The 20,935-nt window shown below is 72.3% G+C and carries 17 protein-coding genes and 1 pseudogene; 8 read left to right on the top strand and 10 right to left on the bottom strand.

Annotated features, from left to right (window positions below; all coding sequences use genetic code 11):
* Positions 1-128: 128 nt before the first annotated feature.
* The 3 genes and pseudogenes from ACFYP3_RS06390 to ACFYP3_RS06380 form a co-directional block, all read right to left on the bottom strand.
* Positions 129-381 (bottom strand): annotated as a pseudogene (locus tag ACFYP3_RS06390) (NADPH-dependent oxidoreductase); the annotation flags it as partial.
* Between the two features lie 86 nt (positions 382-467).
* On the bottom strand, positions 468-1,748 hold the full coding sequence (locus ACFYP3_RS06385) for an alcohol dehydrogenase catalytic domain-containing protein (protein WP_388827620.1): 1,281 nt from the start codon (positions 1,746-1,748) through the stop codon (positions 468-470).
* A gap of 143 nt (positions 1,749-1,891) precedes the next feature.
* Positions 1,892-3,055, bottom strand: coding sequence for an aromatic acid exporter family protein (locus ACFYP3_RS06380; RefSeq protein WP_388827617.1), 1,164 nt, complete (start codon positions 3,053-3,055; stop codon positions 1,892-1,894).
* A gap of 151 nt (positions 3,056-3,206) precedes the next feature.
* On the opposite strand from ACFYP3_RS06380, the gene ACFYP3_RS06375 reads away from it, so the two are divergent.
* The gene (locus ACFYP3_RS06375; RefSeq protein ID WP_388827614.1) at positions 3,207-4,322 is read left to right on the top strand and encodes a glutamate--cysteine ligase; all 1,116 of its coding nucleotides are present in this window, start codon (positions 3,207-3,209) and stop codon (positions 4,320-4,322) included.
* Between the two features lie 222 nt (positions 4,323-4,544).
* Here ACFYP3_RS06375 and ACFYP3_RS06370 read toward each other — a convergent pair whose 3' ends face one another.
* The 4 genes from ACFYP3_RS06370 to ACFYP3_RS06355 form a co-directional block, all read right to left on the bottom strand.
* The gene (locus ACFYP3_RS06370; protein WP_388827611.1) at positions 4,545-5,801 is read right to left on the bottom strand and encodes a cytochrome P450; all 1,257 of its coding nucleotides are present in this window, start codon (positions 5,799-5,801) and stop codon (positions 4,545-4,547) included.
* An 83-nt stretch (positions 5,802-5,884) separates the two neighbouring features.
* On the bottom strand, positions 5,885-7,474 hold the full coding sequence (locus ACFYP3_RS06365; protein ID WP_388827608.1) for a phytoene desaturase family protein: 1,590 nt from the start codon (positions 7,472-7,474) through the stop codon (positions 5,885-5,887).
* Positions 7,467-7,919, bottom strand: coding sequence for an SRPBCC family protein (locus ACFYP3_RS06360; protein WP_388827606.1), 453 nt, complete (start codon positions 7,917-7,919; stop codon positions 7,467-7,469). The genes ACFYP3_RS06365 and ACFYP3_RS06360 overlap by 8 nt, the downstream gene beginning before the upstream one ends.
* Positions 7,920-8,037: 118 nt before the next feature.
* Positions 8,038-8,367: a plasmid stabilization protein gene (locus ACFYP3_RS06355; RefSeq protein ID WP_388827603.1), complete on the bottom strand. Its 330-nt coding sequence runs from the start codon at positions 8,365-8,367 to the stop codon at positions 8,038-8,040.
* A 203-nt stretch (positions 8,368-8,570) separates the two neighbouring features.
* On the opposite strand from ACFYP3_RS06355, the gene ACFYP3_RS06350 reads away from it, so the two are divergent.
* Entirely contained in the window at positions 8,571-9,050 is a 480-nt protein-coding gene (locus ACFYP3_RS06350; protein WP_388827600.1) for an MSMEG_6728 family protein, read from the top strand.
* A 103-nt stretch (positions 9,051-9,153) separates the two neighbouring features.
* Here the strand turns inward: ACFYP3_RS06350 and ACFYP3_RS06345 are convergent, their stop codons facing one another.
* The gene (locus ACFYP3_RS06345) at positions 9,154-10,359 is read right to left on the bottom strand and encodes an amidohydrolase (RefSeq protein WP_388827597.1); all 1,206 of its coding nucleotides are present in this window, start codon (positions 10,357-10,359) and stop codon (positions 9,154-9,156) included.
* 164 nt (positions 10,360-10,523) lie between these two features.
* On the opposite strand from ACFYP3_RS06345, the gene ACFYP3_RS06340 reads away from it, so the two are divergent.
* A complete protein-coding gene (locus tag ACFYP3_RS06340) occupies positions 10,524-11,435 on the top strand; it encodes an SDR family oxidoreductase (protein ID WP_388827670.1) in 912 nt (303 codons plus the stop codon).
* 66 nt (positions 11,436-11,501) lie between these two features.
* On the opposite strand, the gene ACFYP3_RS06335 is transcribed toward ACFYP3_RS06340, so the two are convergent.
* Positions 11,502-12,392, bottom strand: a complete 891-nt coding sequence (locus tag ACFYP3_RS06335; protein ID WP_388827594.1) for an SDR family oxidoreductase — start codon at positions 12,390-12,392, stop codon at positions 11,502-11,504.
* Positions 12,393-12,559: 167 nt separating this feature from the next.
* Positions 12,560-12,838: a GlsB/YeaQ/YmgE family stress response membrane protein gene (locus tag ACFYP3_RS06330; protein ID WP_388827591.1), complete on the bottom strand. Its 279-nt coding sequence runs from the start codon at positions 12,836-12,838 to the stop codon at positions 12,560-12,562.
* A 271-nt stretch (positions 12,839-13,109) separates the two neighbouring features.
* Between ACFYP3_RS06330 and ACFYP3_RS06325 the strand changes: the two genes are divergently transcribed.
* From ACFYP3_RS06325 to ACFYP3_RS06305, 5 genes are all read left to right on the top strand, one after another.
* Positions 13,110-14,462, top strand: a complete 1,353-nt coding sequence (locus ACFYP3_RS06325) for a PP2C family protein-serine/threonine phosphatase (protein WP_388827588.1) — start codon at positions 13,110-13,112, stop codon at positions 14,460-14,462.
* A gap of 37 nt (positions 14,463-14,499) precedes the next feature.
* Complete coding sequence (locus tag ACFYP3_RS06320; RefSeq protein WP_388827667.1) at positions 14,500-14,763, top strand: DUF5133 domain-containing protein; 264 nt, start codon at positions 14,500-14,502, stop codon at positions 14,761-14,763.
* 373 nt (positions 14,764-15,136) lie between these two features.
* Positions 15,137-16,918: an N-acetylglutaminylglutamine amidotransferase gene (locus ACFYP3_RS06315; RefSeq protein ID WP_388827585.1), complete on the top strand. Its 1,782-nt coding sequence runs from the start codon at positions 15,137-15,139 to the stop codon at positions 16,916-16,918.
* 39 nt (positions 16,919-16,957) lie between these two features.
* Positions 16,958-19,078 (top strand): S9 family peptidase, encoded by a 2,121-nt coding sequence (locus ACFYP3_RS06310; protein WP_388827583.1) that lies wholly within the window; start codon positions 16,958-16,960, stop codon positions 19,076-19,078.
* A 42-nt stretch (positions 19,079-19,120) separates the two neighbouring features.
* Positions 19,121-20,587: an aminotransferase class I/II-fold pyridoxal phosphate-dependent enzyme gene (locus ACFYP3_RS06305; RefSeq protein ID WP_388827579.1), complete on the top strand. Its 1,467-nt coding sequence runs from the start codon at positions 19,121-19,123 to the stop codon at positions 20,585-20,587.
* The last annotated feature ends 348 nt before the right edge of the window (positions 20,588-20,935 follow it).

Raw genomic sequence — 20,935 nt, 5'->3', positions numbered from 1 at the left:
TACGACAAATACGGGTCCGCCCACCGGGTGTTGGGGGGGGGGGGGGCCGGGCGGCGCCCCCGGCCCCCCCCCCCCCCCCCCCCCCCCCCCCGCGGGCGGGGGGGGGGGCGGCGAGGGGGAGGGCCGGGTCAAATCGCCGGATAGGGAGCTGCCTTGAGGCGCCGGGCTAGGTGGGCGGTGTTGGCCGCCAAAGTGGCCGTGGTGGGCGCCGTCCTCGTTGCCGACGACGCAGACCGCGGCGACGTAGCCGTAGGTGAGCATGCGGCCTTCGGCGTCGGTCTCGGAGATCTCGGCGTCCAGCCGCTCCAGGACCCGCTGGGCGATGCCGGACGGGTGGCCGAGCCAGATGGGCGTCGCCAGAACGAGGATGTCGCCGTTCAGGATCGTGTCCCGGATCTCCGCCGGCTACCCCCACATCCCGCTTCGATGTCCGGGCCGCCCTCTTCATCCGGTGGGGTCGCTCCAGCTCACCGCTTGAGTGCCCGTTCCAACTGCTGCTTGTTCATGTGGGAGCGGCCTTCGATGCCCTGCGCCTGCGCTTCCTGGCGCAGTTCCTGCAGCGTGTGGCGCGAGGATCCGCCCCCGCTGCGGCTGCTGCCGTTCGGGTGGAGGACGACCTTGGTCCAGCCGTCGTCGCGGTTGTCGAAGTGCTCGTACGCCGATGAGGCCTCGTCCAGGCCGAGTTCGTGGGAGACGAGGAAGCTCGGCTCGGCCCTCCCGCCGGCGATCAGGTCGCGCAGGGCCCGGTTGTAGCGCTTGACGGGTGCCTGGCCGGTGCCGATGCGCTGGCCCTTGAACCACAGCATGCCGAAGTCCAGCGGTACCTTCCCCTGGGCTTCGAGCTCGCCCTGCGCCTCGGCGCCGCCCGGGTCCTCGGGCAGGAACACGCCGACCACGCCGATGCCGCCGGTGAACCGGACCGAGTCGATGAGCCCGTTCAGGGTCAGGGTCGCGTCTTCCCGGCCCTGGGGGTCGTGGGCCTGGTAGCCGACGCATTCGCAGCCGTTGTCCGCGCCCAGGCCGAGGGTGGCTTCCTTGACGACCTCGGCCGGGTCCTGGTCCGCGGTGTTGACGGCGATGGCGCCGATCTCCTCGGCAAGACGGAGCCGATCGGGCTGGTGGTCGGCGACCCACACGCGGCCGGCGCCCTTGAGCATCGCCGAGTAGGCGGCCATCAGGCCCACCGGACCGGCGCCGTAGACGATCGTCTGGTCGCCGGGCTTCACGCCCGCCATTTCGGTGGCGTGGTAGCCGGTGGGGAAGATGTCGGCCAGCATCACGTAGTCGAGCTGCCGCTCGGCCGCGTCCTCGCCCAGGCGCAGGGCGTTGAAGTCGCCGTACGGGACGCGCAGCAGTTCCGCCTGGCCGCCCTGGTAGGGGCCCATCTCGGCGAAGCCGTACGCGGCGCCGGCCATGTCCGGCTTGGGCTGCATCGTCAGGCAGTAGTTCGTGAGGCCCTGCTCACACTGCTTGCAGAAGCCGCAGGCGATGTTGAAGGGCAGGACCACCCAGTCTCCGACCCGGACCTTGCTGACGGCCTTGCCCACCTCGACGACCTGGCCGAGGTTCTCGTGGCCGAGGGTCCGGCCCGTTTCGAAGGAGGTCCGTCCCTCGTACATGTGCAGGTCGGAGCCACAGATGTTGGTGGTGGTGATCTTCACCAGGATGTCGCAGGGGTGCTCGATCTTCGCGTCGGGAACGTCCTTGACCGTCACCGTCCGCGGTCCTTCGTACACTGCCGCTTTCATGGTTCGTCCTTGCCGACGCCACCCCTCACCGGGCCGTCGACGGCGGTGGTGACCTCTACGGGTGTTGGCGCGGCCGGCCAGGCGGACGACTCGACCGCGGGGCGACGCCCGGCTGCCGACGGCCGGCGTCCCTCCTGCCGCGTCTACCCCACTCCCGCTCGGGCGACGCTCTGCCAGCCCGACCGGATATCGGCCAGGAGGCGGCCGGCATCCGTGAGGAGCGTGCCCTGCACGGTGTGTACGGCCGGGGAAGCCTCCGGGGACGTCCGTTCCTGCCGTTGCACCCGTTCGAGTTCTGCGGCCGCTTCGTCGATCCGCGCGTCGAGCCCGTCCGGATCGGTCGGGGACGCCTGGCCCATCTCCTCCATCGCGGTGGCCGCGGAGCGCAGGACGGCTCCGAAACGGGTGCGGAAGGCGGCCGGCAGACCCTCGAGTTCCCCGCTGTCGAGGGCGTAGTCCAGGGTGCGGGTCATGGAGCGCAGGTGGTCCATGCCGCGTTCGGCAACGGTGATCGCTTCCCGGGCGCGGGGGAGGGCCTCACCGGCGCCGCCGTCGGCGCTCCGGCGGGGATTCATGCGGCCGTTCTCGATCTCGGTGTCGATGGCGTGGCGGATGCGTTCGCACTCGGCGGACAGCCTGTGCCAGTCACGTCGCCATTGCCGTAGGTGGTCCCGGTCGGAACCACTTGCTTCGAGGGTTTGTGCGAGGCCCTCGATGCGCCGGGCCATGGTGGTGTAGACGTCGGTCACGGCTTGCTGGCGATGGTGGGTGTGTCGGGCGGGAGCGAGAACGAGATGGACGGCGAGGCCGCAGAGCGCGCCGATACCCACGGCTGCGACCAGGTGGCCGATGTAGGCGATCTGGCCCTGTCCGGAGGAGAACGCGAAGAAGCCCACGATGGCGACCTGAGTGCCCTGCTGTCCCAGACACCGGGCTTTGCCGACGCAGAGGGCGATCAGGGTGAGGATGCCGAACGTCCACCCGTGGATGCCCGCCGACGCCGCCAGGGACGCGGCGAGAGCGGCTCCCGCCGCCATGGCCAGGACGTACTGGAGGCAATCGCGCACCGAGCGGTACACGGTGGCCTGGAGCGCCACCAGCGCGGTGAACGGCGCGAACGTCGACACCGACGGCGGAAGCAGGTAGCGCGCCAGGACCCACGCCGCCATCGCCGCGATCACGGTCTTGGCACCGAGCAGTACCTCGTCACGCTCGGCCCCGGCTCCTCGCGCCGCGCGACGCAGATAGTCGGCCCGGTCCGTGACCGCCGACCAGATCCTTCGCGTCGCGTCCATCCGTCTGGGCAAGATCGATCACCTCCGGTCCCGCGCCTGCCCCGCCGATCGCGCTCGACTCGGGGCAACCTTCGGCGTCGCATGAACGCACAGGGCGACGGCATGTCCGAGGGATGGCCGGGCAGGTGCGGAGCATCTGACGATTCGAACCACAGGCGGCAACATGCGAAGCGTAGGCGTGGAAGAGGAACTGCTGCTCGTGGACGAGCACAGCGGGGCCCCGCTCGCCGTGTCGGGGGCCGTGCTGGCGGCAGCGGAGCGCTCCGCCTGGCAGCGCCCCGGCGCGAACGGTCGAGGGGAGCACGAGTTCGAGAAGGAACTGCACAAGGAACAGCTGGAGTTCGCCACGAAACCCGTCACCGAGATGGGCGAGCTCCAAGAGGAGATCGTCCGCATCCGCCGCGAGGCAGCCCACCACGCGGCGAGTGCCGGCGCCGTGGTGGCGGCGGTCGCGACGTCTCCGCTGCCCGTCAGGCCGTCGCTCAACGCCGGGCCACGCTACCGGTGGCTGGGCGAGCAGTTCGGGCTGACCGCACAGGAGCAGCTGACCTGCGGGTGCCACGTCCACGTGTCGGTCGCGTCGGACGACGAGGGCGTGGCCGTCCTGGACCGCATCAGGCCCTGGCTGGCCGTCCTGACCGCGATGAGCGCCAACTCGCCCTACTGGCAGGGCGAGGACAGCGGATACGGAAGCTACCGCAGCCGGGTGTGGAACCGGTGGCCGTCCGCCGGCCCGGTGGACGTCTTCGGCTCCGCCGACCGCTACCACGAGCAGGTCCGCGCGATGATCGACACCGGAGTGCTGCGCGACAAGGGCATGATCTACTTCGACGCACGGCTGTCGGACACCTACCCCACCGTGGAGGTTCGGGTCGCGGACGTCTGCCTGGACCCCTCGACGCCGGTCCTTCTCGCAGCCCTCATCCGCGGTCTGGTCGAGACGGAGGCCCGCGCCTGGCAGGACGGGCAGCCTGCGGCCAGGATCGGCACGAGCCTGCTGCGACTGGCATCCTGGCGGGCCGGCCGGTCAGGCCTGGACGGACCGCTGCTGCACCCGGAAACCATGCGGGAGACGTCTGCCGAAGACGCGGTCGACGCCTTGTACCAGCACGTGCGCGAGGCGTTGAAGGAGCAGGGCGATGACGAGCGGGTCCGGGAAGGCATCGCGTACCTGCACGAAAGGGGGAACGGCGCCCGCACGCAGCGCCGGTTGCAGGCCGAGGGGCGCGCACTCGCATCCGTCGTCACCCGGTGTGCGGAGATGACGATCGAGCCGTGAGGCGCTGCGGCGGCCACGGCGGGCCCCCCGCCGCCCTGCCGTGGCCGATGCGGTGCGTCTGCGTGGGGGCCCGTTGTCTCCGCGCAGCCGTGTCGTGCATGCCGTCCTCGTCGCCGCCCGCCTTGCTCCGGTCCTCGCCGCGGGCGCTCATGCCCTTGCGGCCGGGGCTCTTGGCGGGGGCGTACCGGTCCGGGTGGCAGGCCCGGTCACCGGCCCGGCCGCTCAGCTCAGGCGGAGCTCGAAGCCGCTTCGGGGGAGCGTGGGCATGCGGGACAGGGGGATTCCGAGGTCCTGGTAGGGGACTTCGTAGTCGAGCCGCGCCAGCTCCGTCGCGATGACCGCGAGCGCGGTGACGGTGATGTCCTCCCCGGGGCAGCGGTGGCCGCGTGCCGGATCCCCGCCACCCTGGGGGACGAGGTTGTCCAGTGGGTCCTGCGGCCCCTCGGGGACGGCGAACCGGCGCGGGTCGAACCGGTACGGATCCTCCCACAGGGCCGGGTCGTGGTTCTGGCCGTACAGGTCGAGCAGGACCAGGGCGTCCTCGGGAACGTGCTCCCCGTGCCAGGTCAGGTCCTGCGCGGCGAGACCCGCGACGAAGGGGGCGAAGGGGTAGAAGCGTCGTACCTCTTGGGCGAACGCCTCGGCGTACGAGCCTGCGGCGTCGGCCCGCAGGAGGTCGCGGTGCCGGGGCCACCGGTGCAGCGCGTGGGCGGCGAAGGTGGCGAACCAGGCGATGGCGACCGTGGGCCTGATGATGTTCAGCAGTTCGACTGCGGCGGTACGCGCGTCCAGGAGGGTGCCGTCCAGGTCGCGGTGCCAGGCCACCGCCTCCAGTGCCGAACCCGTGGAGCCCGGCTCCGGCGTCGTGCGCACCTCGGTGATCAGGCCGGCGAGGGCGTCTTCCTGGCGGCGCCGTGCCCGGCGGGCGCGCAGGTGGCGGGGGCCGGGGGTGGCGAACCCGTCGACCATGGACGTGCAGTCGCGGGCCAGGTCGGCGGCCGCCGCGTCGGAGAGCGGGACGCCCGCCCAGTCGCGGACGGCGAGTGCGAGGACCTTGGCGGCCTCGTCGAAGAGCACCATGCGGTCCTGCCGCCGATCGGCCATCGCCTCGCGCCACCGCCGGGTGATGTGCTCTCCCAGCGCGGCGACTCCGGCGCCGTCCTTGAGGAGGGCGATGAACATCGCCTTGCGCACCCGGTGCCCGTCTCCGTCGAGGGTGTGGACGGCGCCCTGACCGAAGAGGGTGTCCAGGACCGGGTCGGGCAGGGCCGCGGTGCGTACGACGTGCTTCTCGTCGTAGAAGAAGGCGACCGCGTCCGGACCGCGCAGGGCGATCGCGGGCCGTCCCATCAGACGGGTCCGGACCGTACCGTCCTGGCTGCGGCGCATCCGGTTGGGCAGCCACGCGTATCCGTGCACCAGGAGCGCGAGCGTGCTGTCGTTCCACGGGGCGGCGGCGGTTTTCTCGGAGGAGGACATGGAGCGCGCGTACCCGGCATGGCGCGGGGCACGCCGGGGACGGCCCGGTGTCACCCGTGCGGGGTCGTACGCGGCCGTATGCGTCACGCGCGTTGGGCGCGGTGGAGGAGCCCGTGGAGGCCGTGGGCGCGCAGGGCGGCCCGGGCGGCGTTCGCTCCGGGTGCGCCGTGGACGCCGCCGCCGGGGTGGGCGGCCGCGGAGGCGAGGTAGAGGCCCTTGACGGGGGTCTCGGGGCGGCCGGTGCCGGGGGTGGGGCGGAAGACCGCCTGTTGGTGCAGGGCGGTGGTGCCGTTGTTGATGGCACCGTTGTGGAGGTTCTCGTCCATGGCCTGCAGGGTGGTCGGGGCCAGGATGCGGCGGGCGCCGATGAGCCCGCGGAAGCCCGGTGCGAAGCGTTCCAGCTGCGCTTCGACGCGGTCGGCCATGGCTTCCTGGTCGCGGGTGTCCCAGCGGCCGGTGATGCGGTCGGGGCCGGCGTCGGAGGTGATGTGCTGCGGGACGTGCGTGTAGGCCCACGCCGATTCCGTGCCGGCCGGTGAACGGGTGGGGTCCGCCGTGGTCATCTGGCCGAAGAGGGTGAACGGCTCGTCGGGGACCTGCCCCATGGCGATCTGTGCCGCGAACCGGGTCAGCCCGTCGACCCCGTCCGCCACGTGGACCGTCCCCGCTCCCGCGGCCTGCGGCGCGGTCCACGGCACCGGGCCGGTCAGGGCCCAGTCGACCTTGAACGTCGCGAAGTCCCACTGGAAGCGGTCCAGGTCCCGCAGCAGGCGGGACGGCAGGTGTTCCTCGCCCACGAGGTCCCGGTACAGGGCCGTTGCCGACGTGTCCGCCAGTACGGCCCGCCGCGCGCCGATGGTTTCCCCGCCCGCGGTCCTGACCGCGACGGCCGTGCCACCGCGTACGACGACGGACGCGACGCGCTCCCCGCAGCGCAGGACACCTCCCTTGCGCCGCAGGCGGCTCACGAGCGCCGCGGTCAGGGCACCGGCCCCGCCGACGGGCACCGGGAAGCCGTGGCTCTGCCCGAGCATCGACATGAGCCAGCCGAAACCGCCGCTGCCCGCCGCCTCGGGAGCCAGGTCGGCGTGCAGCGCGTTACCGGCGAGCAGGAGCCGGCCCCCTTCCCCGGCGAACTCCTCCTCGCCCAGTCGGCGCACCGGCAGGGCCAGCTTCCGCGCCATCCGCAGGCCCCCCGAGGCGCGGAGTTTCGCAGCCAGCCGGATTCCGGAGCGGATCGGGGGGAAGGGCGTGAACAGGGCCTGCACGAGGTCCGGCCCCACCCGGGCCCACGTCCGGTACAAGTTCTCCCAGGCGTCGGCGTCGGCAGCGGCGAAGCCGGCCAGGCCGGCGCAGGTGTCCTCCACCCGGCGCTCCAGCACCGCGCACCGCCCGTCCGGCAGCGGGTGGGCCAGTACGGACGGGGCGTGGCTCCACCGCAGGCCCTCCGCGGCCAGGTCGAGGGCCGCGAGGACCGGGGAGGCGGCGGCGAGCGGATAGAAGGCGCTGAAGACGTCCGAGACGTAGTCCGGGTGCACCCCGCGGTCACTGCGCACGGCTCCGCCGGGCTCCTCCTGCGCCTCCAGGACCTCCACGCTCCACCCGGCGTCGGCCAGCACGTTCGCGGCCACCAACCCGTTCGGGCCGGCGCCGATCACCACCGCGTCAGGCACGGGGCACCCCGCCCGGCTGCCGCTCCACGACCCTGGCCAGGCGGGCCAGCATGCCCCGGTGCCGCAGCTGCAGGGCCGCTTCGACGACGGAGTTGTGCAGGGAGCCACCCAGGCCGCGCAAAGGGTGCTCGTCGCAGACGACGAGGGTCTCCTCGCCCCACGGCCGGAGCTGGAGGAAGATCCGCGCGGTGCCCAGGGCCTTGAACGCCGCCTCCAGTTCCAGCTCCCGGCCGAGTTCCCGGTGACGTACCGTGGTCACCCCTTCGGTCGACCAGGGGCCCAGCCGCAGGGTGTACCGGAGCCGGGATCCGACCTCCGGCCAGCCCTGATCGAGCGGTGTGGACTCGGACGGACCCACCACCCACTCCCCGTACAGGGTCGGGTCGGCGAGCACGGCCCACACACTTCGAGGCGGGCGCCGGATGAGCTGATGACGGACGGCCACGGGAACTCCTCCTGCTACCGGAACGGCTACCGGAACGGCATGGGTGGGGCGCACCGCGCGAGAAAGTGGCGGGCCGGGGGAGGGCGGAGCGGCCGGGCCCCGCGGGTGCGTCCCGCGGTCAGTGACCCAGGGCGTTCTTGAGCTGCTCCTTGGTCATCGTGGAGCGGCCGTCGATGCCGCGCTTCTTCGCCTCCTGGTAGAGGTCGTCCTTGGTGCGTTCGGAGGAGCTGCCGCCGCCGCGGGACCTCTCCCCGCCGCGCTGCGAGGCGGACTTGCCCTGGGTGGAACTGCGGCTCGCGGTCTTGCTCTCACCGGAACGGGCGCGTTCCTTGTTCACCGTGCGGGAGGCCATCTCCTTCGCGCGGCCCTCCGACATGCCGCGCTTCTCGCCCGACTCCTTGATGTGTTCGTACTGACGCTCGCGCTTGGGGCTGGAACCTCGGGGCATGACCGAACCTTTCATCGACGATGTGATGCCACGGTCATGGTGCGCGTACCCCGCTCACGCCGCATCTCACGCATTTCGGATCAGTGGCCACCGTCGCGAGGTCGTGCCGTGCCGTGCGTTGCGGTACACGGGAAACCGGGATCCGATCGTCCGACGGGACGTCCGGGGGCGCGTTACTCCGTGACCTCTGCCAGGCTCGCACCGTGCAGACATTCCTTCCGTTTCCGTCGTTCGACGCCTCAGCGGCCGTGCTGGACGCGAAGAGGCTCGGCAAGCAGCGCGTCGAGGCCGTGCAGGTGCTGCGCGGCCTGGTCGTTCCGGGGTACGGATGGCGCAGGCACCCGGCGGTGCGGATGTGGGCGGGGTACGAGGAGGCACTCGTCCGGTACGGGCTGCAGATCTGCGAGGCGTGGACCGCGGAGGGGCGCGCCGATACCTGCGCCGTCACTCTGGTGCGGGACTTCGGAGCGGTGCAGCCGGCCGGAGCCCCGCGGACGCAGGAGCAGTTGGCCGCCGACGGCGATCTGCCGCCGTGGCTGGGCGCACCGGACTTCCATCGAAGCCATCAGTCCGCCCTGGTGCGCAAGGCCCCGGACTTCTACCGGGAGCACTTCCCCGGTGTGCCGGACGACCTGCCGTACGTATGGCCCCGGTCCGACCGGGAGGCGGACGGCGGGCCGTGAAAGGAGCCGGACCCTGCGGGGAGACGGGGGGGCGATCCCGCCCGGAGCACCCACCATTGCGCGCGGGAAGTCCGGGACGGCGCCCAGCGCCGCGGCCCGGGCATCAGAGTCCCGCCGCCGCCTTCTCCCGCTGGCGGGCCCAGGCCCGGGCGGTCAAGCCGGCGTCGCCGAGGACGTCGGCGGCCGTGCAGGCCAGGGCTTCGGCAGCCGCCAGCATCACCTCGCGCCCACGTTCCGAGGCGGCGGCGCGCGCGAAGGCGGGGGTGTGGTCCGAGGCGTCGTCGCCCAGGATCGCGACGAACGGATGGATGGCGGGGACGCGGCTGCTGACGTCGCCGATGTCGGACGATCCGAGGAACACCCCGCCCAGGGGCTGGGTGAGTCGGATGCCCGAGCGTGCGAGGTGCAGGCCGAACCGGTCCGAGAGGACGTCGTTGTCCCGGAAGTGGGCATAGCCCTTGCCCAGGCGGGTCACCTCCACCGTGGTGCCGGTCGCGGCCGCGACCCCTTGCGCCCAGGCGCCGACTTCGGCCACCAGCGCGTCGAGGGCGATGCTGGTGGCCGCGCGCAGGCCGAACAGGCCTTCGGCGAAGGCCGGCACGATGTTGGTCGCCTTGCCTCCGTCGGTGACGATCCCCTGAACGTGTGACCCGGACGGCAACCGCCTGCCCATCACGGCGGCCGTGTTGAACAGCTGGACGAGGGCGGCCAGGGCATCGATCCCCCGGGTGGGATCGCCCGTCGGATGCGCTGCCCGGCCGTGAAAGCCCACGCGCACCTGCGTCTGCGCGGTCAGCGGCGCCCATGACCAGTCGTGGACGCCGGGATGAAACATCAGCGCGGCGTCCACACCGTCGAACACGCCCGCTTCGGCCAGCGCGACCTTGCCCCCGCCCCGCTCCTCCGCCGGCGTCCCCACGGCGAGCACCGTGCCCTCGAACTCCGCCCCCAGGACGCCGCGCAACGCCAGAGCGGCTCCCAGCCCGGCAGCGGCGATCAGGTTGTGCCCGCACGCGTGTCCGAGGTCCGGCAGCGCGTCGTACTCCAACAGCAGTGCCACGCACCGCCCCCGCCCGCTTCCCGCGCGGGCCACGAAAGCCGTGTCGAGTCCGGCCGTCCCCGACTCGACGGCGAACCCCGCCCGCCTGAGTTCGCCGGTCAGCAACCGGGCCGCGTGGTGCTCCTCGTAGGCGAGCTCGGGATCCGCGTGCAGGGCGCGGCTGACAGCCCACAGGTCCTCCGCCCGGCGACCGCACTCCCGCCGCAGTCGCCCGTGCAGCTCGTCGGACGGATCGCCCACGTCGCCCATGTCGCCTCCTCGTAGCCTCGTCCCGCTTCTGTCCGCAGGCCGCCCGACTACGCGTGCTCGCCGCGCTCTCGATCCCTCGGCCTGCGGGTGGCTGCTCAGCAGGCGATCCTGGAACCAGGGGACCGGACGACAGGGCTGCGGATGGGCGGTGGCGCCACGTGGGCGTGCGGAAGGACAGCGGGCCCCTGCAGGGCCGTACGGTCGTGGTGACGGGAGCGGCGCGGGGGCTGGGCGCGGCCTTGGCGCGGGCGTTCGACGCGCGGGGGGCGCGACTGGCCCTGCTGGGCCACCAGAGCCCGCGCCTCCAAGAGGTGGCCGACGCGTTGCACAACGACTGCGCCTGCTGGGAAGTCGACGTGACCGACGACGCGGCCATGGCCGACACGGCCCGGCAGGTCCGCACCCGCCTGGGACCCGCGTCCGTGGTGGTGGGCAATGCCGGAGTCGCCGAAGGAGGCCCGTTCGCCGACTCGGACCCGCAGGTCTGGCGCCGTGTCATCGAGGTCAACCTGATCGGCAGTGCGGCGACGGCACGCTGCTTCCTGCCCGACCTCCTCGACACGCGCGGCTACTACCTGCAGGTCGCCTCCCTGGCATCCATGGGGACGTCCCCCCTCATGAGCGCCTACTGCGCCTCCAAGGCGGGCGTCGAGTCCTTCGCGCACGCCCTGCGCGCGGAACTCGCCCACCGAGGGGTGGCGGTCGGCATCGCCTACATCAACTGGACCGACACGGACATGATCCGGGACGCCGACCGGCATGCCGTCCTGCGCGAACTGCGCGCCCACATGCCGGCGCCCGCACGCAAGGTGTACCCGGCGGCGCAGGTCGCCGACCGGCTGGCCACCGCCGCGGAACGACGGGCTTCGTCCGTCTACATGCCTGCCTGGCTTCGTGCCGTCCAACCGGTACGGGCCGCTCTACCGCCCCTCGTCACCCGCATCGCCCGCAGTGAACTGCCCCGCCTGGAGCGTACGCAGCCCTTCGAAGCCACCGGTCTGCTGGGCGCCGGCGGCCACGCCGACGAACGCCGCGACGCCGCGCGGCGTTCGGAGCGGGGGAGGGCGGACGGATGAGCCGGGGCGTGTCCCGCCGTCGATCGGCAGGACACGCCCCGGCCCGACGTCCGCCAGGCGAATCGGTCAGGGCAGGGGTGTGCCGCCGGTGGCGTTGACGATCTCTCCGGTGATGTAGCTCGCCTGCGGCGAAGCCAGGAACACGTAGGCGGGCGCCATCTCGGCGGGCTGCGCGGGGCGGCCCAGGGGTGACTGCTCGCCGAACTTCGTCGCGTCAGGCATCGTCGCGGGGATCAGCGGTGTCCATACGGGCCCGGGTGCGACCGCGTTGACGCGGATGCCCCGCTCGGCGAGCATCTGGGCCAGTCCGTGGGTGAAGGAGATGATCGCCGACTTCGTCATCGCGTAATCGAGGAGGTGCGGGCTCGGCTGGTAGCCCTGCACGGAGGTGGTGTTGACGATCGAGCCGCCACGCGGCATGTGTTCCAGAGCCTTACGGGTCAGCCAGAACATCCCGTACAGGTTCGTCTTCATCACCCGGTCGAACTGCTCCGTGGTGATCGCCTCGATGCCGTCGGGCTGCGACATCTGGTAGGCGGCGTTGTTGACGAGGAGGTCGACGCGCCCGAGTTCCCGCACGGCCCGGTCGATCAGGGCCTCGCACTGCTCCTCGTCACGGATGTCACACGCGACAGGGACGGCCTTGCGGCCTGCCGCGCGGACCAGGCGAGCCGTCTCTTCCGCCTCGTCCGCCTCTTCGGGCAGGTGGGTGAAGACGACGTCGGCCCCCTCGCGGGCGAACGCCAGACAGACGGCCCGGCCGATGCCCGAATCGCCGCCGGTGACGACCGCCGCCCGGTCGATCAGGAGGTCGTGGCCCTCGTAGGAGTCCTCGCCGTGGTCGGGTCGCGGCTCCATCCGCTCCGTGGAGCCGGGATGGTCCTGCTCCTGGTCGGGAAAGGGCGGGCGTGGGTGGAGTGTCACCGGGTCGGGGACCCGGGGCTCTTCCTGGGGCATGGGATCTCCGTGGTGCCCTTCACGGGCGGATCAGGGGGCTTCACATCTCGGTCATGGTGGGCGCATCCGCACCTGCCCGCCATCTGAGGCGGCGGTCGGCCCCGCGCACGCGGGCCTGACGGCCCTGCGCACGCGGTACGAACGGTGCTCCGCAGCCGCGGCCGCAATCAGGCGTGCCGGTGAGAGCGCCGGCCGCCGAGGGTCAGGCGGTACAGGGCCAGGAGGATGACGGAGCCGATGATGGCGGCGATCCAGGTGGAGAGGTCGAAGAAGCCGTCGATGGAATCGACACCGAAGACGACCTTGCCGAGCCAGCCGCCGAGGAGGCCTCCGGCGATGCCGATGAGCATGGTGATGATGATGCCGCCCGGGTCCTTGCCCGGCATGATCGCCTTGGCGATGAGGCCGGCGAACAGACCGATGAGAATCCACGCGATGATGCCCATGATGCGTCTCCTGCTCGTGCGTTGAGGTCGGGGTCACGTCGCTTCTTCACGCGGGTCGCGCTTTCAAACGTGCGCCGCGGCTTCGGCCGGAGCGTTGCGGGCCGCGGGCGGCGTCCCCCCGATGGCTACGGCCGGCGTGTCCCTCCGAGCTGCGCAGGAGGAGAGTGGAGGTGCGGGCACCTGCGCATCGGCATCGGCAGTCCGCCGGCACGAGGCGAGGACCAAGGGTGATGCGGTGGACGACCGGGACCGGGACACACAAGGGCGGCGCATGCTGGCAAGCCTGCTCGCGGCGAGCCACCTGATGCCGTTGGAACTCCTGCCGGCGAAGGCGGCCGAACACGCGGCCGGGGTCGGATTCACCCAGGTACTGATCTACGCGGTCGATCTTCAGGGCGAGGTGCTGCGTCTGCTGACCGGGGAGGGCTCGGACGCCGGGCAGGGGGCGGCGGGGGAGGAGACGGAGCTGAGGATCGAGGGCACCGTGGCGGGCCGCGCCTTCCAGTACGGGCAGATCGTGGCCGGCGCCGAGACGGGTGGGGTGGGGAGCCACTGGTGGGTGCCGCTGCTGGACGGTACCGAACGCCTGGGCGTCCTGCGCATCACCACCGTCCACGGCGATCAGCGGGCCCTGGAGGACATGGAGCTGCTGTCCGCCCTGCTCGCCCTGCTCATCGACAGCAAGCGGCGCAGCAGTGACTCCTACGCACGGTTGACGCGTGTCAAGCCGCTCGCAGTCGCGGCCGAGATGCAGTGGCACCTGATGCCGCCGCGCACGTACGCGGACGGCCGCGTGATGATCTCCGCGGCGATGGAGCCGGCTTACAGGATCAGCGGCGACGCGTACGACTACGCGATCGCCGGACACGTGGTGCACCTGTCGCTGTTCGACGCGATGGGGCACGACACGGCCGCCGGACTGACCGCCAACCTGGCGATGGGCGCCTGCCGCAATGCGCGGCGCGCGGGTGCCGGGCTGGTGAAGACGAGCGAGAGGATCGAGGAGGTTCTGCTCGAACAGTACGGTCGGACCCGCTACGCCACCGGTATCCTCGCCGACCTCGATACCCGCACCGGCGCCCTGACGTGGGTCAATCGGGGCCATCACCCCCCGGTGGTCATCCGCGGCGGCCGCTGGATCACCTTGCTGGACTGCCCGCCCGCCCACCCCATGGGCACCGCCCTCGGCCTTCCCGTACTCCTGTGCCGGGACCAGTTGGAACCCGGCGACCGTCTGGTGCTCTACACGGACGGCATCACCGAGGCCCGTCGGGCCGACAACGAGGAATTCGGCCTGCGTCGCTTCACCGACTTCCTCATCCGCCACCATGCTGCCGGCCTGCCCGTCCCCGAAACCCTGCGCCGCCTCGTACGCGCCGTCCTCGAGCACCACGACGGCCAGCTCCAGGACGACGCCACCGTGCTGTTCTGCGAATGGCTCGGTCCCGTCCCGCGGCCGACCGCTCGGGCCGCAGCCCTGGCCGGACTTCCGCCGACCGATCCCGGCGCGGACCGAGCCGCACCGCAGGGAACCGCCGGTCGTCACCGAGGGTTTCGCGACGGCGACTGTGACGCATGGGATGCCGGTGCCGGGGCAGGCGACGCGTCGGCGGCCGCCGGCTGACCGTGACTGGGACGTGTGTGAAGGAGCGATCGTGCTGATGACCCACCCCGCGGTGCTGACACGTCTGGTGGAGGAGTACGAGAGGGAGTCGGAGCTGCGGGCTGCTGCGGGCCCCCACGAGCCTGTACGACAGCAGATGGAGGACGTGATCTACACGCTGTGCGTGTCGACCGGGACACGTGACATAGACGCGGCGCTGGCCGCGGCGCGGGAGCGGCTGCACACGGCATGGCTCGGTGACGCGTACGACCCGGAGCCGGCGGCACAGGCCGGTCGGACCTCGAGCAGCACGGCGGGATAGTCCGCCCGTGCCGTACCGGCCCCCCGTCGGGCCGGTACGGCACTTCCGTGCCTGCGGCGGGGCCGTCCGTCCCCGCAGTGGGCGGCACACGAGATCGGCGCGCGACGCCACCCGAGCCTTCCTCCACCACGCCGCACGCCCGAGCCGATGGGCGCGGCCCGCACGTCGAGGGGCGGCGAGGGAGAGCGACCGCTTAAGGGGCGCGCGGGTGGGCAGGCGCCTCCCATGTAGATCGTCTGTTCGGCCGACTTTCCCATCGTCGGTCGAAGTGGCACGGGAGTGTAGTGATGGCGTACGTGACCAGATGCTCCGCGAAGAGCGAGGCCCTCCGGAGGCGCAGCCCCCGGGGCGCCGTGGCTGTGGGGGGTTCCCCGTGTGCGGGTTGAGCGGGGAGGTGCGTTTCGACAGCCGACGACCAGACCTGGCCGCTGTCGAACGCATGACCGACGCGTTGGAGGCGCGGGGGCCGGACGGCAGAGGGATGTGGTCGCAGGGCGCTGTGGCGCTCGGGCACAGACGCCTGAAGATCATCGATCTTTCGGAGCGGGGCTCCCAGCCCATGACCGATGCGGAGCTGGGACTCACCGCGGTCTTCAACGGTTGCGTCTACAACTACCGCGAGCTGCGGGATCGCCTGGAAGGGCTGGGGCACCGCTTCTTCTCCCGCTCCGACACCGAGGTGGTCGTCAAGGCCTACGCCGAGTGGGGCCCGGAGTGCGTCGAGTCCCTGATCGGCATGTTCGCCTTCGCCGTGGTCGAGCACCACACCGGCCGTGTCGTCCTCGGGCGTGACCGGTTGGGGATCAAGCCCCTCTACCTCACGCAGGACGGCGACCGGCTGCGCTTCGCCTCCTCCCTGCCCGCGCTTCTGGCGGGCGGAGGCGTCGACACGTCCCTCGACCCGGTGGCACTGCACCAGTACCTGAGCTGGCACGGCACGGTCCCGGCGCCCCGCACCGTCCTGAGGGGCGTACGGAAGCTCCCGCCGGCCACCGTCCGTGTCGTCGAGCGGGACGGCACGCACCGTGATCACTGCTACTGGCAGCCGTCGTACACCCGGCACTCCGAACTCGGCGAGGACCCGGCGCTCTGGCAGGAGGCGGTGCACGACGCGCTGCGCACGGCGGTGCGGCGGCGGACGGTCGCGGACGTCCCCGTGGGCGTGCTCCTGTCCGGCGGGCTGGACTCCAGCCTGATCGTGGCGCTGCTCGCCGAGGCGGGGCAGGAGGACATCGCGACCTTCGCGATGGGCTTCGAGGCGGAGAACGGCGAGGACGGGGACGAGTTCCGGTATTCGGACCTGATCGCGCGACGGTTCTCCACCGACCACCACCAGCTCATGATCCCGTCCGACCGCCTGCCGTCCGCGCTGGACGCCGCGATCGGCGCCATGAGCGAGCCGATGGTCAGCCACGACGCGGTCGCGTTCCACATGCTGTCGGAACACGTCTCCAAGGAGGTCAAGGTCGTCCTCTGCGGACAGGGCGCGGACGAGGTGTTCGCCGGCTACCACTGGTACCCGCAGATCGCCTCGGCCGCCCGGGCGGATGCCCAGGGCGCGTACACGGACGCGTACTTCGACCGGACGCACGCCGAACTCACCGCCATGGTGCACCCCGGCTTCACCGCCGACCACGACGCCTCGACGGAGTTCGTCCGGGCGCACATGGCCGCGCCGGGGGCCACGACCGCCCTCGACGCGACCCTGCGCATGGACGTCCACGCACTCATGCCCGACGACCCGGTCAAGCGGGTCGACAACATGACGATGGCCTGGGGCCTGGAGGCCAGGGTGCCCTTCCTGGACCACGAGCTCGTCGAACTGGCCGCGGCCTGCCCTCCGCAGCTCAAACTCGCACAGGGCGGCAAGGCCGTGCTCAAGGACATCGGACGCAAGATCCTCCCCCTCGAAGTCGTCGACCGACCGAAGGGCTACTTCCCCGTGCCTGCCGTCCGCCACATGGCCGAGCCCGTGCTCGCCCGCGTCCGCCACGCCCTCACGGCCCCGGAAGCACGCCGGCGCGGCATCTTCGACCAGCGTCTGGTCCACGAGTTGCTCGAGGCGCCCAACCGCCATCGCACCCAACGCGGGGCCAACACCCTCTGGCAGGTGGCGTCGTTGGAGATCTGGCTACAGACGCACGGAATCAACTGAACGGCGCCGCCTGAAGCGGAAGCCCGGGAGAGGCGGCCCATGCCCCTGGAGCACACGAATCCCCTGAGGCACGCGCACGGAACTCCCGGTGTGGCAGCCGCTCCCCCCGGTGCCGGAGCTCGCCCGCCGGACCCGGTACCGGTACCGGCTCCGGCGTCGGCCCCGACGCCGGTGGCGATGCCCGCCCACCGGGGCGTCGACCCGCCGACCGTCCTGGCCGCCCACGGATGCTGGTACCCGTCCGCCGACCCGACGGGCGGGCACGTGGCGTTCATCTGCGACCGGGCCGGGGTGCCCCAGCTGTGGAGCGGGCCCGCCCGGGGGGCGGAGGTGCACGTGCTGGACGGCGACCCCGACCCGGTGACCGAGGTGTCCTGGTCGCCGGACGGACGCTGGATCGCCTACACCTCGGCGCCGGGGGGCGGGGAGCACACCCGGGTTCTGGTAGTGCGCCCGGACGGGACCGGACGCCAGGTGCTCGCGGGCGCGGAGCCGGGGAGTTCGGCTCACCTCGGGTGCTGGACGCGAGACGGCACCGCCCTCGCCGTCACGGTGGCCCATCCGTCGCCGGTGCGCTCGGAGCACGCCGGCCCGGGACACCTGCCGTCGGAAACGGAAGGTGCGTCGCCGGCCGGCGGTCTGACACGGGGAGCGGCGCCGTCCGAACGCGACGGCCCCGCCCTCGGCCCGGTCCGCAGCGGCGGGCTGGCGGCCTATCTGGTCGACCCGGACGGGGCCACCGCACCGGTTCTGCTGTTCAGCGAGGAGGGAGCTGCCTCCCTCCGGGTGTGCGACGTGAGTGCGGACGGCCGCTTCGCACTCGTCCGCCGCGGTCCGCGCGGGCGTCGGGAGGCCCTCGTACTCGACATCGCTGCGGGCCGCACCACCTTCGGCCTGCACGTCGCCGACGGCGATCCCTGGATCGGCCGGTTCTCGGCCGACGCGCGGACGCTCTGGCTGCGCAGCGACGCGGAACGGGAGTTCGCGGCCCTGCTGAAGGTGCGTCTGGACGAGGAGGGGAAGTCCGGGGGAGTGTCCGTCGCCGCCGAGCGGGAGGGTTCCGCCCTCGATCTGCTGAGCGTGCCCCACCACGGCCAGTGGGCCGTGCTCGCCTGGAACGCGCACGGCGCCACCGAGCTGGAGAGCGTCGGGCTCACCCCCGACCGTGCGGACGGTGCCATCGGACCGCGCCACCATCCCGTCCTGCCCCACGAGGTGGTGACCCGGATCGCGCCCGTGGAGCGCGGCGGGCTGTTCGCAGCCCTCTCGGGATCCCGGCGCAGGCCCGGCATCTGGGAACTGGACGAGGCCCTCGTCCCCTCGCGCACCGGCTGGTCCGCACGGGACGAGGACGCGGTCCCGCCGGGGCGGCCTCCCGTACGCCCGGTGCCCCTGCGGTGTGAGGCCCGGGACGGGCTCGTACTCGGCGGCTGGTACTACCGGGCGCCGGAGCAGGACCCGGGCCGCCCGGCCCCGTGCGTCATCCACCTCCACGGCGGACCGGAGGAACAGGAACGACCCGTGTTCAATCCGCTCTACCACGAACTCCTCGGCAGGGGCCTGGACGTGTTCGCCCCCGATGTCCGCGGCTCGTCCGGCTGGGGCCGCTCCTTCGTGGACGCCGACCTCGGCGCCGGCCGGTTCGCGGCGATCGACGACGTCGCGGACTGCGCGGCCCATGTGGTCTCGCTCGGCTACGCCGACCCCCTGAGGCTGGGGGTGATGGGCCGCTCCTACGGCGGCTACCTCACGATGGCCTCTCTCGTGTGGCATCCGGACCTCTTCCGCGCCGGGGTGGCGGTCTGCGGCATGTCGGACTTCGACACCTTCTTCGCCGGAACCGAGCCGTGGATCGCGCAGTCCGCCGCCGCCAAGTACGGGCACCCCGAACACGACCGGGAACTGCTGCGCTCCCTGTCCCCGATGAGCCGCGTCGATCAACTCCGCGCCCCGGTGCTGGCCGTCCACGGGGAGCACGACACCAACGTTCCGCCGACGGAGTCGGAGCAGTTCGTCCGCGCGGCACGCGACCGCGGGGTGCCGGCGCGACAGCTGACGCTGCGCAACGAGGGCCACGAATTCCTGCGGGCGGACAACCGGCGTCTCTACCGGCGCACTGCCGCGGACTGGCTGGAGCGGCATCTCCGTCCGACCCCGTGACGATGTTCGTTTTCGCCTCCGGTCTCGGGGCAGGCGCGAGACATGGACCAGTCGAAAGCGCCGGTACTCGATGCGTTGGCCGCCTACCACGAAAGCGGGCAGACCCCGTTCACGCCCCCGGGGCACAAGCAGGGGCGGGGGGCCGACCCGAGGGTGCGGGCCGTGCTCGGGGAAGCGGTGTTCCGTTCCGATGTCCTCGCCACCAGCGGCCTGGACGACCGTACGTCATCCCACGGCGTCCTGGAGGAAGCGCAGGCGCTGATGGCGGACGCCGTCGGAGCGGACCATGCGTTCTTCTCCACCTGCGGCAGTTCCCTGTCGGTGAAGTCGGCCATGCTCTCGGTCGCCGGACCGCACGAGAAGCTGCTGGTCGGCCGGGACGCGCACAAATCCCTGGTGTCAGGCCTGATCCTCTCCGGCATACGGCCCGTCTGGGTGGATCCGCAGTGGGACGGGGAACGCCACCTCGCTCATCCGCCGACCGCCGAGGCGTTCGAGGCGGCCTTCGCCGAGCATCCCGACGCCCGCGGCGCACTCGTGACCACACCGACCCCCTACGGCACCTGCTCGGACCTGTCCGCCATCGCCGAGGTCTGCCACCGCCGGGGTCGACCCCTGATCGTCGACGAGGCATGGGGCGCCCACCTGCCCTTCCACCCGGACCTGCCCACCTGGGCCATGGACGCCGGCGCCGACGTCTGTGTCACCTCCGTGCACAAGATGGGCTCCGGACTCGAACAGAGCTCCGTCTTCCACCTCCAGGGGGATCTGGTCGCACCGGAGGTGCTCAAGAGCCGTGAGGACCTGTTGGGGACCACCAGCCCCTCGTGCCTCGTCTACGCGGCGCTGGACGGCTGGCGCCGGCAGATGGTCGAGCAGGGCGAGGCGCTCTACGACCACGCACTCGCCCTCGCCCAGAAGACCCGCGAGCGGATTTCCCGCATCGACGGTATGCACGTGCACGGCCGCGAGGACTTCTGCGGCCCGGGCCGGGCGGCGGACATGGACCCCCTCCAGATCATCATCGACATCAGCGCATGGGAGGTCACCGGCTACCGCGCCGCCGACTGGCTGCGGGACAAGCACCGCATCAACCTCCACATCGCCGACCACCGCCGCATCAGCGCACAACTCACCCACGCCGACGACGCCGACACGGTCGAGGTGCTCCTGACGGCCCTGACCGACCTGGCCGCGCACGCCGCGGAGCTCCGGACCGGACAGCCCGTGGAGGTCCCGCCGCCGTCGAGTCTCAGGCTGGAGCAGGCGGTGCTGCCCCGCGACGCCTTCTTCGGCCGGACGGAGCAGGTGCCCTGGCAGGAGGCGGACGGCCGGATAGCGGCCGAGATGCTGACCCCGTACCCGCCCGGCATCCCGGCGGCCGTGCCCGGCGAGCGCCTCACCAAGGACGTTCTGCGCTACCTGCGGACCGGGGTGGAGGCGGGGATGGTCGTACCGGACGCCGTCGACACGGAGGTCACGAGCGTCCGCGTGCTCCGCGAGGAGTGACCGGCGGGACTGCGGGCTGGGCGTCGGCCCCAGCTCGCCGACCACCGGCAGCACCCCATCGGGCGCACCCGCGGACGGGCCCCGGTGGACGGGTGTGCCGTTCGGGCAGCCTGAGCGTGAGCCTCACGCGGCTTTCCCCTCCGGAGCCCTAGCGTGGCCCCATGACGAGACATTGAGGCCTGACCCGGGCTGCGCCGTCGCTCCCGTCGGTCACTCACCGTACCGACGCGGCCACGCCGGAACGGAAGGGCCACAGTCCGGTTCGCGCGCCCGGCACAGGGCACGCGCACGGTGGGGGCACGCCACAGCAGGAAGCGACAAGCGAAGCAGCACAGTCTGCAAGGAGGT

Source organism: Streptomyces sp. NPDC005533, from assembly GCF_042871845.1.
Taxonomy (GTDB): Bacteria; Actinomycetota; Actinomycetes; order Streptomycetales; family Streptomycetaceae; genus Streptomyces.
The sequence above is the reverse complement of the archived record's forward strand: the minus strand, read 5'-3'. Positions and strand labels throughout refer to the sequence as shown.